At 73.3% G+C, this 20,329-nt stretch carries 18 protein-coding genes; 11 read left to right on the top strand and 7 right to left on the bottom strand.

Annotation, left to right across the window (positions count from 1 at the left end):
• The first annotated feature begins 31 nt into the window (after positions 1-31).
• On the top strand, positions 32-652 hold the full coding sequence (locus QEZ54_RS18855) for an acetoacetate decarboxylase family protein (RefSeq protein ID WP_281305961.1): 621 nt from the start codon (positions 32-34) through the stop codon (positions 650-652).
• A 363-nt stretch (positions 653-1,015) separates the two neighbouring features.
• Here the strand turns inward: QEZ54_RS18855 and QEZ54_RS18860 are convergent, their stop codons facing one another.
• Genes QEZ54_RS18860 through QEZ54_RS18870 form a run of 3 tightly spaced genes read right to left on the bottom strand, consistent with a single transcriptional unit; the run spans position 1,016 to position 5,210 of the window.
• The gene (locus QEZ54_RS18860; RefSeq protein ID WP_281305962.1) at positions 1,016-2,776 is read right to left on the bottom strand and encodes an NAD(P)/FAD-dependent oxidoreductase; all 1,761 of its coding nucleotides are present in this window, start codon (positions 2,774-2,776) and stop codon (positions 1,016-1,018) included.
• Between the two features lie 52 nt (positions 2,777-2,828).
• Positions 2,829-3,449 carry a TetR/AcrR family transcriptional regulator gene (locus tag QEZ54_RS18865; protein ID WP_281305963.1) on the bottom strand — a complete coding sequence of 207 codons (621 nt, stop codon included), beginning with the start codon at positions 3,447-3,449 and terminating at the stop codon, positions 2,829-2,831.
• A gap of 48 nt (positions 3,450-3,497) precedes the next feature.
• Positions 3,498-5,210: a GMC family oxidoreductase gene (locus tag QEZ54_RS18870; protein WP_281305964.1), complete on the bottom strand. Its 1,713-nt coding sequence runs from the start codon at positions 5,208-5,210 to the stop codon at positions 3,498-3,500.
• 51 nt (positions 5,211-5,261) lie between these two features.
• Between QEZ54_RS18870 and QEZ54_RS18875 the strand changes: the two genes are divergently transcribed.
• From QEZ54_RS18875 to QEZ54_RS18890, 4 genes are read left to right on the top strand one after another with little or no spacing between them, the layout of a single operon-like run.
• Entirely contained in the window at positions 5,262-6,050 is a 789-nt protein-coding gene (locus QEZ54_RS18875) for an alpha/beta hydrolase (RefSeq protein ID WP_281305965.1), read from the top strand.
• Between the two features lie 16 nt (positions 6,051-6,066).
• Entirely contained in the window at positions 6,067-7,236 is a 1,170-nt protein-coding gene (locus tag QEZ54_RS18880) for an acyl-CoA dehydrogenase family protein (RefSeq protein WP_281305966.1), read from the top strand.
• Entirely contained in the window at positions 7,226-8,440 is a 1,215-nt protein-coding gene (locus QEZ54_RS18885; protein ID WP_281305967.1) for an acetyl-CoA C-acetyltransferase, read from the top strand. The genes QEZ54_RS18880 and QEZ54_RS18885 overlap by 11 nt, the downstream gene beginning before the upstream one ends.
• 11 nt (positions 8,441-8,451) lie before the next feature.
• The gene (locus QEZ54_RS18890) at positions 8,452-10,530 is read left to right on the top strand and encodes a 3-hydroxyacyl-CoA dehydrogenase NAD-binding domain-containing protein (protein WP_281305968.1); all 2,079 of its coding nucleotides are present in this window, start codon (positions 8,452-8,454) and stop codon (positions 10,528-10,530) included.
• A 67-nt stretch (positions 10,531-10,597) separates the two neighbouring features.
• On the opposite strand, the gene QEZ54_RS18895 is transcribed toward QEZ54_RS18890, so the two are convergent.
• Positions 10,598-11,245 (bottom strand): TetR/AcrR family transcriptional regulator, encoded by a 648-nt coding sequence (locus tag QEZ54_RS18895; RefSeq protein ID WP_281305969.1) that lies wholly within the window; start codon positions 11,243-11,245, stop codon positions 10,598-10,600.
• A 56-nt stretch (positions 11,246-11,301) separates the two neighbouring features.
• Between QEZ54_RS18895 and QEZ54_RS18900 the strand changes: the two genes are divergently transcribed.
• The 3 genes from QEZ54_RS18900 (at position 11,302) to QEZ54_RS18910 (ending at position 13,189) form a co-directional block, all read left to right on the top strand.
• The gene (locus QEZ54_RS18900; RefSeq protein WP_281305970.1) at positions 11,302-11,646 is read left to right on the top strand and encodes a cytoplasmic protein; all 345 of its coding nucleotides are present in this window, start codon (positions 11,302-11,304) and stop codon (positions 11,644-11,646) included.
• 89 nt (positions 11,647-11,735) lie between these two features.
• Positions 11,736-12,083, top strand: a complete 348-nt coding sequence (locus QEZ54_RS18905) for a PadR family transcriptional regulator (RefSeq protein ID WP_281305971.1) — start codon at positions 11,736-11,738, stop codon at positions 12,081-12,083.
• Positions 12,080-13,189, top strand: a complete 1,110-nt coding sequence (locus QEZ54_RS18910; protein WP_281305972.1) for a hypothetical protein — start codon at positions 12,080-12,082, stop codon at positions 13,187-13,189. The genes QEZ54_RS18905 and QEZ54_RS18910 overlap by 4 nt, the downstream gene beginning before the upstream one ends.
• Before the next feature lie 4 nt (positions 13,190-13,193).
• Here the strand turns inward: QEZ54_RS18910 and QEZ54_RS18915 are convergent, their stop codons facing one another.
• Entirely contained in the window at positions 13,194-13,775 is a 582-nt protein-coding gene (locus QEZ54_RS18915; protein ID WP_348650555.1) for a sugar O-acetyltransferase, read from the bottom strand.
• 72 nt (positions 13,776-13,847) lie between these two features.
• Entirely contained in the window at positions 13,848-15,488 is a 1,641-nt protein-coding gene (locus QEZ54_RS18920) for a RecQ family ATP-dependent DNA helicase (protein WP_281305973.1), read from the bottom strand.
• 91 nt (positions 15,489-15,579) lie between these two features.
• Here QEZ54_RS18920 and QEZ54_RS18925 point away from each other — a divergent pair, with 91 nt between their 5' ends.
• From QEZ54_RS18925 to QEZ54_RS18935, 3 genes are all read left to right on the top strand, one after another.
• Positions 15,580-16,434 (top strand): metallophosphoesterase, encoded by an 855-nt coding sequence (locus QEZ54_RS18925; protein ID WP_281305974.1) that lies wholly within the window; start codon positions 15,580-15,582, stop codon positions 16,432-16,434.
• On the top strand, positions 16,431-17,096 hold the full coding sequence (locus tag QEZ54_RS18930) for a 4'-phosphopantetheinyl transferase superfamily protein (protein WP_281305975.1): 666 nt from the start codon (positions 16,431-16,433) through the stop codon (positions 17,094-17,096). Before QEZ54_RS18925 ends, QEZ54_RS18930 begins: the two co-directional genes overlap by 4 nt.
• Before the next feature lie 86 nt (positions 17,097-17,182).
• The gene (locus QEZ54_RS18935; RefSeq protein WP_281305976.1) at positions 17,183-19,168 is read left to right on the top strand and encodes an amino acid transporter; all 1,986 of its coding nucleotides are present in this window, start codon (positions 17,183-17,185) and stop codon (positions 19,166-19,168) included.
• 52 nt (positions 19,169-19,220) lie between these two features.
• Here QEZ54_RS18935 and QEZ54_RS18940 read toward each other — a convergent pair whose 3' ends face one another.
• Positions 19,221-20,309, bottom strand: a complete 1,089-nt coding sequence (locus tag QEZ54_RS18940; RefSeq protein ID WP_281305977.1) for a DUF2855 family protein — start codon at positions 20,307-20,309, stop codon at positions 19,221-19,223.
• Positions 20,310-20,329: the final 20 nt, after the last annotated feature.

Consider the following 20,329-nt stretch of genomic DNA (forward strand, 5'->3'; position numbering starts at 1 on the left):
CATCAGCTCGGCCCGGCGTCGGAGGTGTCGCATGGCGTACCCGCCCCAACCGTGGTCGCTGCGCGGGCAGATGTACGTCTCCGTGTGGCTGGTGCCGGTCGACCGGCTGCCGCCGGTACCGCCCGAGGTCGCCGCCGCCGTCCGGCTGGTCCGGCTCGGCCGGTTCGCGCTCGTCGGCACCGCCTGGGTCGACTACCAGCCAGGAGGCGACATGGCGTACCGCGAGCTGCTCGGCGCGGTGCTGATGCGGGCCGGGCTGCGGCCCCGCGTCACGATCACCCACATCTGGGTCGACAGCGCCGACTCCCGCGACGGCGGCCGGGAACTGTGGGGCATCCCCAAGGACCTGGCCGACTTCGAACTGACCGGTACGGAAGCCGCCGCCGTCACCGCCGGTCAACCGATCGCCACGGCGAGCATCCGCCGCTCCCGCCTCGCGCTGCGCCTGCCCATCGGCTTCCGGGTCGTCCAGGCGCTGGCCGGCCCCGCCCTGACCACGCCCGTACGCGCCCGCGCCCGGTGCGGCCCGGCCCGCCTCACCTGGCAGATCGCCCCCGACGGTCCGCTGGGCTTCCTCGCCGGCCGCCGCCCGCTGCTCTCGCTCGCCGCCACCGACTTCGACATGCGCTTCGGCACCCCACCCCCGAACTGACCCACATCCCGACGCCTCGCACCCCGCCATCACCGCGTCCCAGCGCTCCAGCCCCTCAACGCCCCAGCCCTCAACGCCCCAGCCCCCACCGGTTTTTCATAGACGTTGGCCTATTACGTCGAAAATGATCAAGCAAGCTTTAGTCGACGTAATAGGCCAACGTCTATGCGGATCGTGGATCGGCCCGTGGCATGGAGGGTTTGCGGCGCGTTATTTGACCGGAAGTGGCGATCGGCGCTGTTCCGCGCTGCGATTGACACAAGGAGTGCTGGCTGCGTCTCATGTGTCGAGACGGAATGCGCAGATTCCGACCGCGAGTGGCGATCAAGCTCCCGGTTCACCGCCATGATCGTCGTTTGTGGTCTAAACCTGCCCTGAACACGTGCATTCTGACCGCTGGCAGCGATCATGAGCCGAAGCCGAAGCCGAAGCCGAAGCCGAAGCCGAAGCCGAAGCCGAAGCCGAAGCCGAAGCCGAAGCCGAAGCCGAAGCCGAAGCCGAAGCCGAAGCCGAAGCCGAAGCCGGAGTCGGAGTCGGAGCCGGAGCCGGAGCGGGAGTCGGAGCGGGAGTCGGAGCCGGAGCCGGAGCCGGAGCCGGAGCCGGAGTGGGAGTCGGAGCGGGAGCGGCGGACTCGGGCGCGGACCGGCCTGCGGACGGGGCCGGAGCCGTGGACGTGGGCGCGGACGGAGTCGTGGGCGGGGGCGGCGTGGTGTAGTCGGTGGGGTGGAAGTGGCGGGTGCGGGCGGCGTACTCGCCGGCCATGCCGGGCCAGTTGGTGACGATGCGACCGCTGCCGGTGCGGTACCAGCTCTCGCAGCCGGTCCAGACGCTTCCGCCCAGCCGTCGCTGCATCTCCGCGTCGAAGTCGGCCGCCACCTCGGCCCGCACCTCCAGCGGCCCGGACGCGTGCACCGCTGCCACCGCCTGGGCGAGGTAGCGCGCCTGCGCCTCGTGGAAGTACACGACCGACGTGTTGCCCGTGTTCGTGTTGGGGCCGTACATCAGGAACAGGTTGGGGAAGCCGGGGACGGCGATGCCCAGGTGCGCGTAGGCGCCGTCGCGCCACTGCTCGGCCAGCGGCAGCCCGTCCCGGCCGAGCACCCGCAGCGAGGCCAGGAACTCGGCGGCGGCGAAGCCGGTGCCGTAGACGAGCAGGTCCAGCTCGTGTTCGGCGCCGTCGGCGGTGCGTACGCCGGTCGCGGTGAGCCGTTCGACGTCGGCGGTGACCAGGTGCACGTCGGGGCGGCGCAGTGTACGGAACCAGCTGCCCGTGAACAGCACCCGCTTGCAGCCCATCGCGTAGTCCGGCGTGACCTGCTCGCGCAGCCCGCGCGCCTGCACGTACCGCTGCGCCCGCGACAGCGTCCCGACCGCGAGCCGGGCCAGCGGGTCGCCGGTGACGGCCCGGCCGGTGACCACGGTCAGCAGCCAGGTGCCGGCCCGCGCGGCGCGCATCAGCACCGGCAGGCGCCGGTTCAGCGCCCGCCGCACCCGCCCGTAGCGGTGGTCGGGCTTGGGCAGCGTCCAGGGTGGAGTCCGCTGGAACACGGTCACGCTCGCGGCCTCGTCGGCGATCGCCGGTACGAGCTGAATCGCGCTGGCCCCGGTGCCGATGACCCCGACCCGCTTGCCGGCCACCTCGACGGTGGCATCCCAGCGGGCGGTGTGCACTGCGCGGCCGGTGAAGTCGGCCGCCCCGGCGAGCTTCGGGATGACCGGCTGGGACAGCTGGCCGAGGGCCGGGACGAGCACGTCGAACTCCTCGACGGTGCCGTCGGTGCCGGTCAGGCGCCAGCGGGTGCCGGTCCAGCGGGCCTCGGCGATGCCGTGGCCGAGCCGCAGGTGCGGGGTGAGCCCGAGGTCGGCCACGCAGCGGCGCAGGTAGTCGAGGATCTCGCCGTGCGGCGGGAAGCGCCGGGTCCAGTCGGGGTTGAGCGCGAACGAGTACGAGTACAGCGGCGCCGGGATGTCGCAGGCGCAGCCCGGGTAGGTGTTGTCGCGCCACACTCCGCCGACGTCGTCGGCCCGTTCGAAGACGGTCAGGTCGGTGAACCCGGCCTGGCGCAGCAGGTGCGCGGCGGCGATGCCGCCGAAGCCCGCCCCGATGATGGCAACCCGTGTCACGGCCGGAACGTAACAGCTTGTTGGCCGACTGCCAATAGGTGGCGCGGCCGGACTACTCCGGATCGAGGGTCGGGAAGACCCGCTCCACCAGCGTGATCAGCGTCGTGGCCAGCAGCAGGTGCGCCTGCTCGCGGTCCAGCGCGTCGCGCTCCAGCCACTCCCGGGCGGTCGCCTTGGCCAGCCCGCAGTACGCCCGGACCATCGCCCGCAGCTCGTCGCGGTGCCGGGTCGCCTCGGCGAGCCCGACCGCGACCAGGATGCTGTCGGCGGCGATCTCGTCGGCCTCGGCCAGCACCCGCTCGATGTCGGGGTCGCGGCCCACCCCGCCGCCGTCCACCGCGGCCAGCCAGGACCGGCTGTGCCGCGACACCACGTCCAGGAACCACGTCACGCTCGCGTCGACGCGGGTGGCCAGGTCGCCCCGCGGCAGCTGCTCCACCGCGACCGCCGGAATGGTCACCAGCACCCGCACCGACTCCAGGAACAGGCCCTTCTTGGTGCCGAAGTAGTGGTTGATCAGCCCGCGGGCCACGCCCGCCGCGTTGGCGATGTCGGTGGTGCTGACGTCGGCGTACGGCCGCTCGCCGAACAGCCGCACGGCACAGGCCAGGATCTGCTCGCGGCGGGCGTCCGGCTCCAGCCGGCGGCCGCGCGGCATCACGTCACTGGTCATCGAAGGCGTTCCGGCAGGCACAGTCAGCCATTATCACCCAGCGCACGCTCACCCCGCAGTGCCGTCACCCGGCAGGCGCAGCTCGCCGGGCGCCCCGGCGGGCACCGCCGGCGCGGTCGGCGGCACCGCCCGCACCGGCCGGTACGCCGCACCCAGCGGCGGCCGCGCGTCCGCCTCGCCCTTGTTGGGCCACATCGCCAGCGCCCGCTCGGCCAGCGCGCAGATGGTCAGCGACGGGTTGACCCCGAGGTTGGCGGCGACCACCGCGCCGTCGACGACATGCAGGCCCGGGTGGCCGAAGACGCGGTGGTACGCGTCGACGACGCCGTGCCCGGCGTCCGCGCCGATCGGGGCGCCGCCGAGGAAGTGGCCGGTGACCGGCCGCCCCGCCAGCTCGGTGACCGAGCCGATCGGGATGCCGTCGATCTTCTCGGCGACGCGCCGGGTCACCTCGTGCGCCACCGGGATGTACAGCGGCGCGGGCTCGCCGATCCCGGGGCGGCTGGTCAGGCGCTGGCCGCCGAGGGGGCCGCGCCTGGGCCGTACCGTGATGGAGTTGTCCTTGGGCTGCATCGCCAGCAGCACGATCGTCTGCTGCGACCAGCGGCGCGGCCACAGCAGCCGGGGCCAGTCGCGCCAGCTCGCCAGGGTCCTGCCGAGCCCGGCCAGCCAGCGCGGCACTCGGCCGGTGTCGTCGACCAGCACCGCGGCCATCAGGCCGAGCAGGTTGCTGCCCGGTCCGTAGCGGACCGGCTCGATGTGGGTGTCGGCGTCGGGGTGGAACGACGAGGTGATCGCCACGCCGTGGCTGAAGTCGCGGTCGTCGCGGCGGGTGCGCGGCCCGAGGATCGACTCCGAGTTGGTCCGGCTCAGCTCGCCCAACCGGTCCGACAGGTGCGGCAGCGTGCCGCCGCGCTTCATGTGGTGCAGCAGCCGCTGCGTGCCGAGCGCCCCGGCCGCCATGATCACCTGCCCGGCGGTGAACGTCCGCGCCCGTCTGCGCAGCCTGCCTGCGGTGCGCACGGTCCGCACCGCGTACCCGCCCTCGGGCCGCGGCGCGACCGACACCGCCGTGGTCAGCGGGTGTACCACCGCCCCGGCCTGCTCGGCGAGGTGCAGGTAGTTCTTGACGGTGGTGTTCTTGGCGCCCACCCGGCAGCCGGTCATGCACGACCCGCAGAACGTGCAGGTGGTCCGCTGCGGCCCGGCCCCGCCGAAGTACGGGTCGGCCACCGGCTGCCCCGGCTGCGCGCCGAACAGGACGCCGACCGGGGTGGGCCGGAACGTGTGCCCGACGCCCATGTCCTGCGCGACCTGGCGCAGCACCTCGTCCGATGCGGTGTGCACCGGGTTGGTCGCGACCCCGAGCATCCGGGTGGCCTGGTCGTAGTACGGCGCGAGCTCGCGCTTCCAGTCGGTGATGCCCGCCCACTGCGGATCGGCGAAGAACACGTCCGGCGGCTGGTAGAGGGTGTTGGCGTAGCCGAGGGACCCGCCGCCGACGCCCGCGCCGGTCATCACCAGCACGTCGGGCAGCACCGTCATCCGCAGGATGCCGTAGCAGCCCAGAGCCGGGGCGAACAGGTAGTCGCGCAGCCGCCACGACGTCTTCGCGAAGTCGGCGTCGGCGAACCGGCGCCCGGTCTCCAGCACCCCGACCCGGTAGCCCTTCTCGGTCAGCCGCAGCGCGCTCACGCTGCCGCCGAAGCCGGAGCCGATGATCAGCACGTCGTAGTCGAGATGCGGTGCCAGCGTGGACATGCCGAAACCGTGCACTGTTGTTGTCGGCCTGTCAACAACTACCGTGGGGTGATGCTCGCGCATCATCGCGGCGGCTCGGGCGAGCTGCTGGTCCTGATCCACGGTATCGGCGCCACCTGGCGGCTGTGGCGGCCGGTCCTGCCCGCGCTGGAGGCGCGCTACGAGGTCCTGGCCGTGGACCTGCCCGGGTTCGGCGACTCGCCGGTCGGGCCGCGCGCCGACGTCGCCGCCTTCGCCGACGCGGTCGCCGAGCTGGCGGGCCGCCCGTGCCACGCGGCCGGCAGCTCGCTGGGCGGCGGCGTCGCGCTCGAGCTGGGCCGGCGGGGCCTGGCCCGGTCGGTGACCGCGTTCGCCCCGATCGGCTTCTGGGGGCCGCTGGGCCGCCGCTGGTGCCAGGCCTCGGTCAGCCTCGGCCGGGCCGCCGCCCGGGGGCTCGGTCCGTCGCTGCCCCGGCTGGCGGCCACGGGTCCCGGCCGGTCCGTCCTGTTCGGCCTGTTCTACGGGCGCCCGAGCCGGGTCGATCCGGAGTCCGGGCTGGCCGACGCCCGCGCGCTGGCGGCCGCGCCCGGCTTCGCGGCGGCGCGGGCGGCGTTCGCGGACCACCGATTCACCGATGCCGGTGCGCTGCCGCGGATCCCGGTCACGGTCGCGTGGGGCAGCCGGGACCTCGTTCTTCCGGTGCGGCAGGCGAAGCGCGCCGCCGAGCTGCTGCCCTCGGCGCGCCACGTCCGCCTGCCCGGCTGCGGCCATCTGCCGTTCGGCGACGACCCGGGCAGGTGTGTCGAGTTGATCACCCAGACCACTATTGACAATCTGCCAACAACTGGAAAAGCTGGCTGAGACGTTGGGAGGTCCCATGCCCGCAATCCCTGGGCTCGACGGCTACCGGTCCCGGTGGCGCAGCGCCGATCATGACGCGCTGGCCGAGACGGTCGCCACGTTCTTCAGCCGGGAGGTGACGCCCCGCGAGCAGGAGTTCGCCGCGCAGGGCCACACCGACCGCGAGCTCTACCGCCGCGCCGGCGCGCTCGGCCTGCTCGGCCTGTCCGTGCCGGAGGAGTACGGCGGGGGCGGCGGCGACTTCAGCCACGAGACCGTCCTGTTCGAGCAGCAGACGTACTCGGGGGACGCGAGTCTGGGGCTGGCCGTGCACAGCGGCATCGTCACCGGCTACCTGACCGCGTACGGCACCGACGAGCAGAAGCGCGCCTACCTGCCCGGCCTGTGCAGCGGCGAGCTGGTCGGCGCGATCGCGATGACCGAGCCGTCCGGCGGCTCGGACCTGCAGTCGATGCGCACCTGGGCCCGAGCCGACGGCGACGACCTGGTCGTCAACGGCGCCAAGACGTTCATCACCAACGGGCAGCTGGCCGACGTACTGCTGCTGGCCGTCAAGACCGACCGCGACCAGGGCGCCTCCGGCATCTCGCTGATCGTGTGCGACCTGCGCGACGACCCGCCCGGCTTCCGGCGCGGCCGCACCCTGCACAAGATCGGATTGCAGGCCAACGACACCGCCGAGCTGTTCTTCGACGACTACCGGATCCCGGGCAGCGCGATCCTCGGCGGCCTGCCCGGCCTCGGGTTCGTCCAGATGATGCAGCAGCTGCCGCAGGAGCGCCTGGTCATCGCCGTCGGCGCGGTGGCGGCGATGGAGCGGGCACTGGAGCTGACCGTGGCGTACACCAAGGAGCGGACCGCGTTCGGCAAGCCGGTCTACGCCCAGCAGAACACCCGGTTCACACTGGCCGAGTGCGCCGCCCTGGTCCGTACCGGCCGGATCTTCCTGGACGACTGCGTGCAGCGCCACCTCGACGGCGAGCTCGACCTGCCGACCGCGGCGATGGCCAAGTTCCACCTGACCGAGTCGCAGTGCACCGTCATCGACCGCTGCCTGCAGCTGTTCGGCGGCTACGGCTACATGACCGAGTACCCGATCGCGCGCATGTACGCCGACGCACGCGCGCAGAAGATCTACGGCGGCACCAACGAGATCATGAAGGAGCTGCTGGCCCGTGCCCTCTGAAGCGTTCATCTACGACGCGGTCCGCACCCCGCGCGGCCGCGGCCGGGCCACCGGCTCGCTGCACGGCGTCAAGCCGATCACGCTGGTCACCGGCCTGATCGACGCGCTGCGCGAGCGCAACCCCGGGCTCGACCCGGCCCGGATCGAGGACCTGCTGCTCGGCATCGTCACCCCGGTCGGCGAGCAGGGCGGGGTGCTGCCCAAGGCGGCCGCGCTGGCGGCCGGGCTGCCCGACCACGTCGGCGGCGTGCAGCTGGACCGGTTCTGCGCCTCCGGGCTGGAGGCGGTCAACATCGCCGCGCAGAAGATCCGCTCCGGCTGGGAGCACCTGATCGTGGCGGGCGGCGTCGAGTCGATGTCGCGGGTGCCGATGGGCTCCGACGGCGGCGCCTGGGCGATGGACCCCGAGACCGCGCTGACCACCTCGTTCATCCCGCAGGGCATCAGCGCCGACCTGATCGCGACGGTGGAGAGCTTCAGCCGCGCCGACGTCGACTCGTACGCGCTGACCTCCCAGCAGCGGGCCGCGCACGCGCAGGCCGCGGGCTGGTTCGACCGGTCGGTCGTGCCGGTGCGCGACCGCAACGGCGTACTGATCCTGGAACGGGACGAGCACCTGCGGCCCACCACCACCCTGGACGGGCTCGGGGCGCTGCCCGCGTCGTTCGCGGCGGTCGGCGACGCGGGCGGGTTCGACGCGGTCGCGCTGCGCAAGTACCACTGGCTCGAGGCGATCGAGCACGTGCACACCGCGGGCAACTCCTCGGGCATCGTCGACGGCGCCGCGCTGGTGCTGATCGGGTCCGAGCAGGTCGGCCGGGAACTCGGCCTCACCCCGCGCGCCCGGATCGCCGCCGTCGGCGTCAGCGGCGCCGACCCGACGCTGATGCTCACCGGCCCCGCCCCGGCCAGCCGCAAGGCGCTGGCGGCGGCCGGGCTGACCGCCGACGACATCGACCTGTGGGAGATGAACGAGGCGTTCTCCGCCGCCGTGCTGCGCTACCGCAAGGACCTCGACCTCGATCCGGAGCGGCTCAACGTCAACGGCGGCGCCATCGCGCTGGGGCACCCGCTGGGCGCCACCGGGGCGATGCTGGTCGGCACGGTGCTCGACGAGCTGGAGCGGCGCGAGCAGCGCCGCGGACTGATCACCCTGTGCATCGGCGGCGGCATGGGCGTCGCCACCATCATCGAGCGCTGCTGAGGGGCGAGGCTGTGATCTCCTACGAACTGGGCGCCGACGGCGTCGTCACGCTGACCATGGACGACCCCGAGCAGTCCGCCAACACCATGAACGACCGGTACGTCACCGCGATGGGCGCCGCGCTGGACCGCCTGGAAGCCGACCGCGACCGGATCACCGGCGTGATCGTGACCAGCGCGAAGTCCACCTTCTTCGCCGGTGGCGACCTCGACCTGATGGTCAAGGCGCAGCCCGAGGACGCGTCCGCGCTCACCGAGCTGGTCAACCGGATCAAGCACGACCTGCGCCGGCTGGAGAAGCTGGGCCGCCCGGTCGTCGCGGCGGTCAACGGCTCGGCGCTGGGCGGCGGCCTGGAGATCGCGCTGGCCTGCCACCACCGCGTCGTCCTCGACGCCAAGGGCTGCCGCCTGGGCCTGCCCGAGGTCACCCTCGGGCTGCTGCCCGGCGCGGGCGGCGTCACCCGCACCGTACGGATGCTGGGCCTGGCCCCGGCCCTGATGAACGTGCTGCTCACCGGTCGGCAGTTCCGCCCTGCCGACGCGAAGGTGGCCGGGCTCGCCGACGAGGTCGTCTCCACGCCCGAGGCCATGTTCGCGGCCGCCCGCGCCTGGATCGCGGCCAACCCCGGCGCGTCCCAGCCCTGGGACCGCAAGGGCTTCCGGATCCCGGGCGGCGGCCCGAACGACCCCAAGGTCGCCGTGCAGCTGCCCGCGTACGCGGCGAACCTGCGCAAGCAGCTCAAGGGGGCGAGCCTGCCCGCGCCCGAGGCGATCCTCGCCACCGCGGTCGAAGGGGCGCTGGTCGACGTCGACACCGCGACCCTGATCGAGACCCGCTACCTGGTCAGCCTGCTGACCGGGCAGATCGCCAAGAACATGATCGGGGCGCTGTTCTTCGACCTGAAGGCGGTCAACTCCGGCGCCAACCGGCCGCAGCTGCCGCCCACCGCCGCCACCCGGGTGGCCGTGCTGGGCGCGGGCATGATGGGCGCGGGCATCGCGTACGTCTGCGCCAAGGCCGGGCTTGACGTGCTGCTCAAGGACATGACCCTGGAGGCGGCGGCCAAGGGGCGCGGCTACAGCGAGAAGCTGGTGGCCGGGCAGGTCGCCAAGGGGCGGCTGAGCGCCGAGGCGGCGGCCGCGCTGCTGGACCGGATCACCCCGACCGCCGACGCGGCCGACCTGGCCGGGTGCGACGTGGTCATCGAGGCCGTCTTCGAGGACCTGGCCCTCAAGCACCGGGTGCTGGCCGAGGTGAGCGCGGTCGTGGGGGAGGGCGCGCTGCTCGCCTCGAACACGTCCACGCTGCCCATCACGCAGATCGCCGAGCCGCTGGACCGGCCCGGTGACGTCGTCGGCATGCACTTCTTCTCGCCCGTGGACAAGATGCCGCTGCTGGAGATCGTGGTCGGGGCCCAGACCGGCGACGCCGCCATCGCGCGCGCGTTCGACCTGGGCCGCCTGATCGGCAAGACGCCGATCGTGGTGAACGACAGCCGGGGCTTCTTCACCAGCCGGGTCATCGGCACGTTCATCGAGGAGGCGATCACCATGGTCGCCGAGGGCGTGCCGCCCGCCTCGATCGAGCACGCGGCGCTGCAGGCCGGGTACCCGACCGGGCCGCTGGCGCTGGCCGACGAGGTGACCCTGACCCTGATGCAGCGCATCCGGCGTTCGGCGCAGGCCGCCGGGCAGGCCCGCGCCGAGGTGCCCGCGCACGCCCTGATCGACGCCCTGGTCGACGCGCACACCCGCCCGGGGCGCTCCGGCGGCGCCGGGTTCTACGAGTACGCCGACGGGCGGCGGGCCGGGCTCTGGTCCGGGCTCGCGGCGTACGCCACCGAGGCGGGGCGGGCGGTGCCGATCGAGGACATCAAGGACCGGATGCTGTTCGTCGAGGCGATCGAGTCGCGGCGCTGCCTCGACGAGGGCGTGCTGCGCTCCGAGGCCGACGGCAACATCGGGTCGATCCTCGGCATCGGCTATCCGGCCTGGACCGGCGGCGTGCTGCGCTTCATCGCCCAGCACCCGGACTTCCCCGGCCGCGCCGCCGAACTGGCCGACCGCTACGGAGACCGCTTCCGCCCGTAGGCGACGCGGCACCGCATCGCGACGTCGCCGCGCCATGATCGCTGCAGGTTCGGGGAAACTGCAGCGATCATGGCGCTTTTTCGTGCACTTTTCCCGAAACTGCACCGTCCGTCGCCCCCGTCGCCCCCGTCGCGTCCGTCGCGGCGTCCAGCAGGGCGCGGGCGGTGCGGTGGACGGTGCGGGTGGCCTGGGTGCGGTCGTACCCGGCGATGTCGGTGAGCCAGATCAGCGACTCGATGCCGATGGCCGACCGGATCGCCACCGCGAGTTCGTGGCGGTCCACCCGCGGATGGGTCGCGGCCAGCGGGCGCAGCGCGTCCTCGACCCAGGCCACGGCCCGGCCCTGCCGCAGCGTCGGCCGGGCCGCGCCCGGTTCCAGCGCCACCCGCAGCGCCGCCCGCAACTGGTGCTGCCAGGTGAAGTTGTAGTCGCAGAAGGCCTCGACGAACGCGTCCAGCCGCTCGGGCAGGGTGCCGGGCGCGTCCGGGCCGAGCAGCGTGTCGGGGGCGATGTCGGGCTGGGCCGCGTGCAGCAGTTCGCGCTGGTTGGGGAAGTAGCGGTACGCGGTGGTGCGGGAGATGCCCGACGCCTCGGCCGCGTCCTCCACCTGCGGCGTCTGCCCCTCGGCGAGCAGCCTGCGGGCCGCCTCGACCAGTGCCTGCCGGGTGCGCGCCTTCTGGTTGGTGCGCCCGGTCGTCTCATATGGCATCGGCATCTCCATCATGGTACCGTAGTCCCACGAAAGCGGCTCTCGTAGAAGCGGACCTGCCCATGATCCAGGACGATCCGGTGGTCACCGACCCGGAGTGCTACACCGTCATCTTCGAGAACGACCGGGTGCGGGTGCTGGAGTACCGCGACCGCCCCGGCGACCGCACCCATCCGCACCGCCACCCCGACAGCGTGATGTACACGCTGAGCGCCTTCCGGCGCCGGGTCTCCTCCGGCGGCCGCGAGGTCGAGGTGGAGCTGCCCGCCGGGCAGGTGCGCTGGGTCTCCGCGCAGGAGCACGTGGGCGAGAACATCGGCGACACCGGCACCCACGCCGTCTTCGTCGAGCTCAAGGAGCCGGGCCTGGCCGCCGGACCGGCTGGCGCGCTTGGTCCGACCCAGTAGCCGCCGTCCTGCCTGGACGTCCGATGCGGAACAGCGAGGCCTGTATGCCTTGCGGTTGAATATATTTCGAAGACGTATATGCTCGCCTCATGGCTGAGCTACCCCTTGGCGAGCCCGCGTTCCTGATCCTCACCGCCCTGGCGGCCGAGCCGAAGCACGGATACGCGGTCATCGAAGACGTTCGCGAGATATCCGGCGGGCAGGTGCGCCTGCACGCGGGCACGCTCTACTCCGTACTGGACCGGCTGCGCACCAGCGGCCTGATCGAGGTCGAGCGGGAGGAGATCGTCCAGTCGCGACTGCGCCGCTACTACCGGCTCACCGGTGCCGGGCAGCAGCGCCTGTCCGGCGAGGCGCTGCGCCTGCGCCGCAACGCCGACGCGGCCGCCAGCCGCCTGGCCGGGTTCACGCCGCGCCCCGGGACGGGGCTCGCATGAGCGACCTGCTGGCCCGCCGCTACGAGCGCCTGCTGGCGCTGTACCCGGCCGCCCACCGCGCCGAGTACGGCGACGAGATGATCGGCGTGCTGCTGGCGGGGGCGCGCCCCGGGCAGCGGGTGCCCGGCATCCGCGAGACGGTGAACCTGCTGTTCTGCGCGGTGTCGCTACGCCTGGGCAGCCGGGGGACCCGTCCGGTGGCCGCCGCGGTGAACCGCTCCTGGCGCACCTCGGCCGGGGTCTTCGGACTGGTCGGCGCCATGGTGCTGGCCGCGCTCCAGCTGCGTGACGTGCAGTGGGTCTGGTTCGGCGGGCCGATCCTGCAGGCGCGCGCGCCGATGGAGTGGGTGCTGGTGCTGGGCTGGCCGGTGGTCGCGCTCGCGGCCTTCGCCCGGCTGCGCGTGCCGGCGGCGCTGGCGGCCTGGGCGGTCGTCCTCTGGCAGCTGGCCGAGCTGCCCCGCTCCGTGGCGGAGCCGAGCACGGTGCTGCTCGAACGGTGGTGGACGCTGGTGCTCGCGGTGGGTACGGCCGTGGCGCTGACGCTTCGGGGGACCACCGGCGGGCGCACCGTGCTCGGCTCCGCCCGCGCCTGCGTCGTGGCGGCGGCGCTGCTTGTGCTGGGCTTCCTGCCCCTGCTGGAGGACATGCTGCGGGAACCGCCGGAGGGCAAGGCGATCTTCTTCGACGGCGCGCCGGGGAAGGTCGTGTACTACGAGGACACCGTCTACGCGTCCAGCGAGTGGCTGCGGCGGCTCGGGATCGGCGGTCCGGTCTCCGCGGTGCTGACCCCGGTCTGCGTGCTGGTCGTGGTGGTGTGCCTGGCGGGGCTGGCCGCCGGGGTGCGGCGCCGGTTCGCGGTGCTCGCCGTGCCGAACCTGCTCACCATGTTCGCCGTGCCGTGGCTGGTCGACGACGTGATGTTCGCGCCGGTGCCGATGGGCTCAGCGCAGGCGCTGCGGCCCGACCAGTGGCTGGTGGTCTTCGGGCTGCCGCTGCTGTCGCTGGCCGCAGGTGTGCTGCTGGTGCGCCGAGCGGAGCGGAGCGGCGCGGCCGGGGACTCCGGCGACCTGCCCGAAGCCGGCGCCGGGGTATCGGCGGTGGGCTGAGCGGTCAGCCGGCCAGGCGGCGGACCACCCGGGCCGGGTTGCCCACGGCGACCACGGCGGGCGGCACGTCCCGGGTGACCACGGCGCCCGCGCCGATGACGCTGTTCGCGCCGACGGTCACCCCGGGCAGGATGATCGCGCCGCCGCCCAGCCATACGTTGTCGCCGATGGTGATGGGCAGCGCCGCCTCCCACTTGTCGCGGCGCGGCCCCGGCTCCAGCGGGTGCGTCGGCGTGAGCAGCTGCACGTTCGGTCCGATCTGGACGTCGTCGCCGATGGTGATCGCGGCGACGTCCAGGGCGACCAGCCCGAAGTTGGCGAAGCAGCGCGCCCCGATCCGGAGCTGGTAGCCGTAGTCGCAGTAGAACGGCGCCCGGATCTCGGTGCCTTCGCCGAGCGAGCCCAGCAGCTCGGCCAGGATCTCGCGCCGGTGCGGGTCGGCCGGGTCGCACGCGTTGAACCGGGCGCACAGCCGCCGCGCCTGGTCGCTCTCGGCGGCCAGCACCGGGTCGCTGCCCTGGTACAGGTCACCGGCCAGCATGCGTTCGCGCTGGCTGCGGCTGTCGGCCGGATCATCGTGGCTCACGACGTCCCACCCTGCCACAGCGAAGGCGGCGGCACCCGGCAACCGGGGTGCCGCCGTCGCCGTGTCCTCCGCTCAGCTGAGGGTGAGCAGGCTGCGGGCGCGGACCGCCTTCAGGGACAGGGTGCGGTAGCCGACCTCGTCGAACAGCACCGTGATCCGGTCGGGCTCGGTGCGCATGACGATGCCGGGGCCCCACTCGGCGTGGCGCACCCGCGCCTGCACCGCGAACTCGCCGTCGGCCGCCGCGTCGTCCTGCGCGGTCCCGGCGGCGCAGGTGTCGCAGTTGCCGCAGAGGCCGGGCAGCTGCTCGCCGAAGTAGCCGAGCAGGAACTGGCGGCGGCAGTCGTCGGTCTCGGCGTACCCCCGCATCATCTCGACGCGGGTCAGCTCGATGGTCCGCTGCTGCTCGGCCTCCTGCGCGGCGGCCGCGACCGCCTGCTCGGGCGTGCCGCCGGACCAGCGCAGGCCCTCGGGGCCGGAGGTGAGCGCCTCGGCCTGCTGCAGCAGGTTGGCCGCGCGGGTGATCCGGGCCCGGGTGACGTCCAGCTCCGCGACGAGGTCGTCGATGTCCACCGGGCGGTCCGCCGCGATGAGCGCGGTGGACACCAGGGTGAGCAGCTCCTCGTCGACGGTGCCGGAGGAGAAGAAGCGGGGCAGGCGCAGGTCCTCGGGGCGGAAGTAGAGCACGGCGGCGGCCGGGTCGCCGTCGCGGCCCGCGCGCCCGATCTGCTGGTAGTACGAGTCCAGCGACTCGGCGGGCGCGGCGTGCACGACGAACCGCACCCCCGGCTTGTCGATGCCCATGCCGAACGCCGAGGTGGCCACGACGATGACCCGGTCGGAGGCCAGGAACGCGTCGTGCACCCGGGCGCGCTCGGCGGCCGACAGCCCCGCGTGGTACGCGTACGCCTCCTCCCCGGCCTCGGCCAGCGCCTGCGCGTACTCCTCGGTCTCGGCGCGGGTCTGCACGTAGAGCAGGCCGGGCGGGTCCAGCGCGATGATCCGGTCGACGATCTCGCGGCGCTTCTCCCGCTCGGTGATCTCGCGCGACACCTCCAGCCGGATGTTGGGCCGGTCGAACCCCTTGACCAGCTGCAGCGCGTCGCGCATGCCCAGCCGCTCGACGATGTCGGCGCGCACCGGCGGCGACGCGGTCGCCGTCAGCGCCAGCACGGTCGGGTGCCCCAGCCGCGCCACGACCTCGCCCAGCCGCAGGTAGTCGGGCCGGAAGTCGTGCCCCCAGGAGGAGACGCAGTGCGCCTCGTCCACCACGAACAGCGAGGGCTTCGCCTCGGCCAGCTCGGCCACCACGTCGTCCTTGGCCAGCTGCTCGGGCGCCAGGAACAGGAACTCGGCCGCGCCCGCGCGCAGCGCCTCGAACGCCGCGGCGTTGGCACTGTCCGGGCGCGACGAGTTGACCACGTGCGCGTCGGCGGCGCCGCGCTCCAGCAGGCTCTGCACCTGGTCGCGCTGCAGCGCGATCAGCGGCGACACCACGATGGTGGGGCCGCCGACCAGCATCGCCGGCACCTGGTAGATCGCCGACTTGCCCGACCCGGTGGGGGACACCACGAGCGTGTCGCGCCCGGCCATGACCTGCGCCATCGCCTCCTCCTGCGCCGGTCGCAGCGACGGCCAGCCGAACACGCGCCCGGCCACCTCCCGCAGCTGGTCGAGGTGCTCGGTGGGCGTGGGCGTCGGTTCGCTGCGCATCAGGGCAGTCTGCCACGCGCCGGTGCGCATCGACGCGGGCGGGCAATCCGACCACGGCATGGCAGCATGGTCACGGCAGACTGGCACCGAAATGGACGGACGGGTGGGGGATCGGATGGCGGGGCTCTACGCGATCAGCGACCTGCATGTGGCGTATCCGCAGAACCGGGAGTACGCGCTGTCCCTGCGCCCGCAGGATCCGGGCGACTGGCTCATCGTCGCCGGTGACGTGGCCGAGAACGTCGCCGACGTCGCCATGGTGCTGGAGACGCTGGCCGCCCACTGGGCCAAGGTGATCTGGGCGCCGGGCAACCACGAGCTGTGGACCTCGCCGCACGACCCGGTGCAGGTGCGCGGGGTGGACCGCTACGAGCTGCTGGTCAAGGTGTGCCGGGAGCTGGACGTGGTCACGCCGGAGGATCCGTTCCCGGTGTGGTCCGGGCCCGACGGGCCGGTCACGGTCGCGCCGCTGTTCCTGCTGTACGACTACACGTTCCGCCCCGCCGGGGCGAGCAACAAGGAGGAGGGCCTGGCCCAGGCGTACGCGGAGGGCATCGTGTGCTCGGACGAGTACGTGCTGCACCCCGATCCGTACCCGAGCCGGGAGGCGTGGTGCCGGGCGCGGGTCGAGCACACCGAGCGGCTGCTGGCCGGCCGGGACGAGAGCCTGCCCACGGTGCTGATCAACCACTGGCCGCTGACCCGCACGCCCACGCTGGTGCTGCGCTACCCGGTGTTCGCGCAGTGGTGCGGCACCGAGCTGTCGGCCGACTGGCACGTGCGCTACCGGGCCGCCGCCGTGGTCTACGGCCACCTGCACATCCCCCGTACCACCTATGAGGACGGGGTGCGGTTCGAGGAGGTGTCGGTGGGCTACCCGCGCGAGTGGGGCCACCGGGGTACGAACCCGCCCAAGCCGCGCCGGATCCTGCCGGTGACGGCATGATCGAGCAGGTGCTGCCGTCGGCCGTACGCGTCGCCGCCGTGTTCGCCGACCCCGAGCACGCCCCCGACGTGCTGTTCCCGCAGGAGCAGGCGCAGATCGCCAAGGCGGTCGACAAGCGGCGGCGCGAGTTCACCACCGTCCGCGTGTGTGCCCGCGCGGCCCTGGCCGAGCTCGGCTTCGCACCGGCGCCGCTGCTGCCCGGCGTACGCGGCGCGCCGACCTGGCCCGCCGGGGTGGTCGGCAGCCTGACCCACTGCGACGGCTACCGCGCCGCGGCGGTGGCCCGCGCGGCCGACTTCGCCTCGGTCGGCATCGACGCCGAGCCGCACGACGCCCTGCCCGAGGGCGTGCTCGGCATGATCACGTCGGAGTCCGAGCGGCGCCACCTCGACGGCCTGGCCCGGACCGCCCCGCAGGTGCACTGGGACCGGCTGCTGTTCTGCGCCAAGGAGGCCGTCTACAAGACGTGGTCGCCGCTGACCGGCGGCCGGTGGCTGGACTTCCTGGAGGCCGACGTCGCCCTCGACCCGCGGGCCGGGACCTTCCGCGCGCGCCTGCTGGTGCCCGGCGACTGCCCGGACGGCCGGGTGCTGACCGGATTCGACGGCCGGTGGCACGTCGCCGACGGACTCGTGGTGGCCGGGATCACCGTGGCGCCCTGACCTACCGGGCGTGTGCCCCGTGACAGGCGGGCCTATGGTGTTCCAGCACTGTCACGAGTCGGGTTCAGGTTGGGTAGCGGAAGGTCATGAGCGGCGATACCAAGGAATACGCCATCCCAGCGGTGGTGGACAGCCCCGACCGGGCCCCGGGTCCGGTCGGGAAGGTGAGCCGCTGGCTGCTGCAGCACCGGGTGCAGCCGGTCGGCCCCGAGGCCGACGAGAGCCACGCCCCGCCGCAGGCCTGGTGGAAGGTGATGTGCCTCACCGGCGTGGACTACTTCTCCACGCTGGCCTACCTGCCCGCCATCGCGGCCACCGCCGCCGGGGCGCTGTCGCCGCTGGCCACGCTGCTGATCATCGCGTTGACGCTGCTGGGCATGCTGCCGATGTACCGGCGGGTGGCCAAGGAGAGCCCGCACGGGCAGGGCTCGGTGGCGATGCTGGAGGACCTGCTGCCGTTCTGGCGCGGCAAGATCTTCGTACTGGTGCTGCTGGGCTTCGTGGCCACCTCGTGGATCATCACGATCACGCTGTCCGCCGCCGACGCCTCGGTGCACCTGCTGGAGAACCCGCTCGCGCCGCACTTCCTGGAGGGCCACGCGGTCCTGATCACCGTGCTGCTGCTGGTGATCCTGGGCGGGGTGTTCCTGCTCGGCTTCAACGAGGCCGTCGGCGTCGCCATCCCGCTCGTCGCGGTCTTCCTCACCCTCAACGCCGTCATCGTCGTGGCGGGCCTGGTCGAGGTGTTCACCACCCCGGGCGCCTGGTCGTCCTGGACCGGCCAGCTCACCTCAGGCGGCGGTGGCTGGACCGGGCTGCTCGGCCCGGCCGTGCTGGCGTTCCCGCTGCTGGTGCTCGGCCTGTCCGGGTTCGAGACGGGCGTCAGCATGATGCCGCTGATCGCCGCCGACGGGGCGGACCCGAAGCAGCGGATGGTGTCGCGGGTGCGCAACACCCGCAAGCTGCTGACCGTCGCCGCGCTGGTCATGTCGGTGTACCTGCTGGCGACCAGCTTCGTCACCACCGTGCTGATCCCGGCGAAGGAGTTCCAGCACGGCGGCGCCGCGCAGGGCCGCGCCCTGGCCTTCCTGGCGCACGAGCACCTCGGCGGGGCGTTCGGCACCGTGTACGACATCAGCACGATCCTGATCCTGTGGTTCGCGGGCGCCTCCGCGATGGCCGGCCTGATCAACATCGTGCCGCGCTACCTGCCCTCCTACGGCATGGCGCCGGAGTGGGCGCGCGCGGTCCGGCCGGTGGTCCTGGTCTACACCGGTGTCTGCGTCGGCGTCACGCTCGCCTTCGGCGCCGACGTCGAGGCGCAGGCCGGGGCGTACGCCACCGGCATCCTGGCGATGATGGTCTCCGGCAGCGTCGCGGTCACCATCTCCGCCTGGCGCTACCGCCGTAAGGCGGCCGCCACCGGCTTCGGCGTGCTCACCCTGATCCTGCTGTACGCCCTGGTCGAGAACATCCGGGAGAAGCCCGACGGCATCGCCATCTCGGCGGCGTTCATCGGCGCCATCATCCTGATCTCGCTGATCTCGCGGGCGTCGCGCACCACCGAGCTGCGCGTCGAGCGCATCGAGTTCGACAAGGCCGCGCGGGTGTTCGTCACCGACTCCCTGGCCCACGACGGCGCGCTCAACCTGATCGCCAACCGGCGCCAGGACGGCGACGTCGCCGAGTACGCCGCCAAGGAGCGCGAGCAGCGCGGCATGAACCCCGTCCCGGGCCGCGCCGACGTGATCTTCCTGGAGATCGACGTGGTCGACCCGTCGGCGTTCCGAGACGTGCTGCGGGTGGAAGGGGTGCAGGTCGGCGGCCACCGGGTGCTGCGCGCCAGCGCCCCGGCCGCACCCAACGCCATCGCGGCCATCCTGCTCGCGCTGCGCGACACCACCGGCGTACGCCCGCACTGCTACTTCGAGTGGTCCGAGGGCGCCCCGGTGACGCACCTGCTGCGCTACCTGATCCTCGGCCGCGGCGACACCCCGCCGGTCGTCCGGGAGATCCTGCGCCAGGCCGAACCCGACCCGGTCCGCCGCCCAGGCATCCACGTCGGCGGCTGATGCAGACAGGGGCCGCACCGCTCAGCCGGTGCGGCCCCTGTTCCGGGTACGCCTACCGCATGGCGACCACGTGCCCGGTCCGGGCGGGAGCGCGGCCGCCCAGCACGTCCAGCCACGCCGCCCGCAGCGCGTCCGGGCCGGTGCCCACGGTCACGTCCACCCAGTCGCGGGCGGCGACACTGAACCGGCGCCACGCGTCGGCGAACCGCGCGTCCAGCCCGTCGCGGCCCCAGTCCTGGGTCCGCTTGCGCATCTGGACCGGGGCGAAGAACACCGCCGACGCACTCTGCGCGTTGGGCGTCTGCGAGGTCAGCCCGACGGCGAGGTCGTGCACCAGGCGCGGGCCGAGGCGGGCGCGCACCGCCTCCCGCACCTCGGGACGGCCGGACAGGTCGAGGTAGACCGTCGGCCGGTCCGGGTCTAGGTCGTGCACCCGGTCGTAGGTGAGCACCTCGTCGTAGCAGCCCAGGTCCGCGGTGAACGCGACGTTGCCGGGCGAGGTGAGCCCGACCAGTCGCGGCCCCTTGCCGTGCAGTTCGAACGCCGCCGCGTAGGCCGTCTTGCTCGACGCCGAGGAGACGACCAGCGCCTCGGCGCCGTGGTAGCCGCTGTCCTCGAGCTGGTCGGCGAGCATGAACGAGGTGAAGAACAGCGGCCGGAACAGGATCAGCAGATCCTCCTGCGCGGCGTCGTACGCCTGGTCGCCGGTGGTCAGCCGGTAGGCGTTGTACGGCGACGGCAGCTCGGCGCGGTGCGCGGACGCGTCGCGGAAGCCCTGCGCGTCCACCCGGTCGGGCCGTACGACCAGGTGCGAGGCTGGCGGCAGGTAGCCGTAGAGCCGCCGGCCGGGCGTCACCCCGGGCACGGTCGAGGCCTGCACCTCGGCGAAGCCCCACACCGGCGGCAGCCCCCAGGCGGCGTCCAGCCCGCGCGGCTGCGGCGGGAAGAACTCCCAGTAGCGGAACGACTCGCCCAGCACCGCATAGGTGATGTTGTTGGCGGTCACGCCGACCCGGTCCACCCGCAGCAGCACCTCGCCGTCGACCAGGTCGGGCAGCGGATGCGCCGCCACGGTCACGCGCGACAGGTCGGCGCGGTCCACGGCCAGCGTCCAGGCGGTCGGGGCGGGGGTCTGGGTCATCGAGGCTCCGTTCGAGAGGT

This window comes from Catellatospora sp. KI3, assembly GCF_029948125.1.
In the GTDB taxonomy this organism is placed as follows: Bacteria; Actinomycetota; Actinomycetes; order Mycobacteriales; family Micromonosporaceae; genus Catellatospora.